We start from the raw sequence: 2,340 nt of genomic DNA, 5'->3' as shown, positions 1-2,340 counted from the left end.
CCTCCCCCCCCCCCGCCAGCAGCCCGAACCGCCACGAAAGCTGGAGCCGGTTCGCGGCGACAAGGCGCCTGATGCCATCGGCGCCATCGCGCACCAGCATCCGGCCGCGCGGCCCGACCGCCCAGCTTTCATCGAACTTGCTCTCCTGATCGACCGTGATCGACATGGTGATCTTGCGGCTGGCCGAAACAGCGTCGTTCAATTGCAGCCATTCAGTCCAATGCGGCTCGCCGTTTGCCCGGCAGGCAATCGTCAGGATCGGGCTGTAGCTCAAGGCACCGCCGCCGGTGATCAGCTTGTTGGTTGCGTAGAGCGAGGCCGTGACAAGGCCGTCTTCACTCGTGCCGAAGCGCCAGTTGTCAGACACCGCGCCGGCCTGGGCGATGCCGCAGACCGAGACAAGGACCAGCGCGATTGCCGAAGCGTGTCCCAATTCGACGAACAGTCTCAACACGCCCTCCAACAACCAAGCGGCTTGCAATAGAAGCGCAGATAATGATCAAAGCTTGGTCGCCACAGGCCGTCGCTCGCGAAGCATGGCGGCTGTTGCAGTTTGGCAACGAAAAAGGCCGCCTGGAGGGCGGCCTTCCTGTTTCAGCGGAGCGCTGGTGTTATTCGGCGGCCTTCTTCTTCGGCGCGGCCTTCTTCTTGGGCTCTTCCGCGTCGTCGGCCTTCTTGGCGTCGGCCTTCTTGGCGGCGGCTTTCTTCGCCGGCTTCGCCTTGACGGAGGTCTCGTCCTCTTCGTCGTCGGCCATCAGCTCTTCCTTGCTGACCTTGACGTCGGTGACCGAAATCTGACCGAGCAGATGGTCGACCACTTTTTCCTCGAACATCGGCGCCCGCAGCGTGTTCAACGCTTCCGGGTTGTTGCGGTAGAACTCGAAGACTTCCTGCTGCTGGTTGCCCGGATAGCGGCGCACCTGCTCGAACAGGCCGCGCTGCAGCTCTTCGTCCGATACGGTCACGCCGGCCTTCTCGCCGATTTCAGCCAGCACCAGGCCGAGACGCACGCGGCGCTCGGCAAGCCGCAGATACTCGGCACGCGCCTCTTCTTCCGTCGTCTCTTCGTCGGCGAAGGTGCGTCCGGCTGCTTCCAGGTCACGATTGACCTGCGCCCAGATGTTGTTGAACTCGGCGTCGACGAGCTTCGACGGCGCCTCGAACGAATAAGCCGCATCGAGCTGGTCGAGCAGCTGGCGCTTCACCTTCTGGCGTGTCATGGCGCCGAACTGGTTCTCGATCTGGCCGCGTACGACGTCGCGCAGGCGCTCCAGCGACTCCAGGCCGAGGTTCTTGGCGGTCTCGTCGTTGATTTCCAGCGCGCCGGGCTGGGACACTTCCTTGACGGTGACGTCGAAGGTCGCTTCCTTGCCGGCAAGATGCGCGGCCTGGTAGTTCTCCGGGAAAGTCACGGTGACCTGCTTTTCGTCACCGGCCTTGGCGCCGACCAGCTGATCCTCGAAGCCGGGGATGAACTCTTTTGAGCCCAGCACCAGCGGCTGATCGGTGCCCGCGCCGCCATTGAAGGCTTCGCCGTCGATCTTGCCGACATAGTCGATGGTGACGCGGTCGCCATTGGCGGCCTTGCCGGTCTTCGGCTCGTAGCTGCGCGCCGATTCGGCAACACGCTGGACCTGCTCGTCGATCTCGGCATCAGGCACGTCGAACACCTGGCGTGTCACCTTGATGTCGGAAAAGTCCTTGATCTCGATCGCCGGGATGATCTCGTAGTTGAGGCGGAATTCGAAGTCGGCGCCGCCGGCCAGGATCTTCTCGGCTTCCTTCTCGTCCTCGGTCATGATGACTTCGGGCTGCATGGCAGCCTTTTCACCACGCCCGGTAATGATCGAACGGGTCGAATCGTTGAGGATTTCGTTGACCACTTCGGCCATGAACGACTTGCCGTAGACCTTGCGCAGGTGCTGTACCGGCACCTTGCCTGGACGGAAGCCGTTGATGCGGACCTTGTTGCGGGCATCCGAAAGCCGCGCCATCAGCTTGGCTTCCATGTCACCGGCCGGCACGGTGATCTTGATCTCTCGCTTGAGACCGGAGTTGAGCGTTTCGGTGACCTGCATCGTAAAACCTTTGTTTTCACCAATGAGACTGCCACGGCCTCTGCCGTTCACAGCCTGCCGGTATATTCTTGCCGGGAATGGCTTTTGGTACGGAACCTGGCGATTTGACCGAAAACCCGGCTCAAACTCTCCCAAACTGCGTTCCAAAATGTGAATAAGTTCTTGTTTTTCCTACTTCTTATCACATTCTGCAGAAGCGGATCGTCGCGTCCCGTCACATTTGACACGCCTTTTGTCACAGGCGAGGCCAATTTTCAACAGT

Annotated in this window: 2 protein-coding genes; both read right to left on the bottom strand. The window is 61.1% G+C overall.

Translation table 11 applies throughout. The features are described 5' to 3' along the window. The coding region (locus EN893_RS29610; protein WP_128362008.1) for a hypothetical protein at window positions 1–451 on the bottom strand (451 nt) is incomplete at its 3' end. 160 nt (window positions 452–611) lie between these two features. Further along, a complete protein-coding gene (gene tig / locus EN893_RS29605; RefSeq protein ID WP_127270945.1) occupies window positions 612–2,078 on the bottom strand; it encodes a trigger factor in 1,467 nt (488 codons plus the stop codon). Window positions 2,079–2,340: the final 262 nt, after the last annotated feature.

The organism is Mesorhizobium sp. M7A.F.Ca.CA.004.04.2.1 (genome assembly GCF_004022825.1).
GTDB lineage: Bacteria > Pseudomonadota > Alphaproteobacteria > Rhizobiales > Rhizobiaceae > Mesorhizobium.
This window is presented reverse-complemented; position numbering and strand designations above follow the sequence as displayed.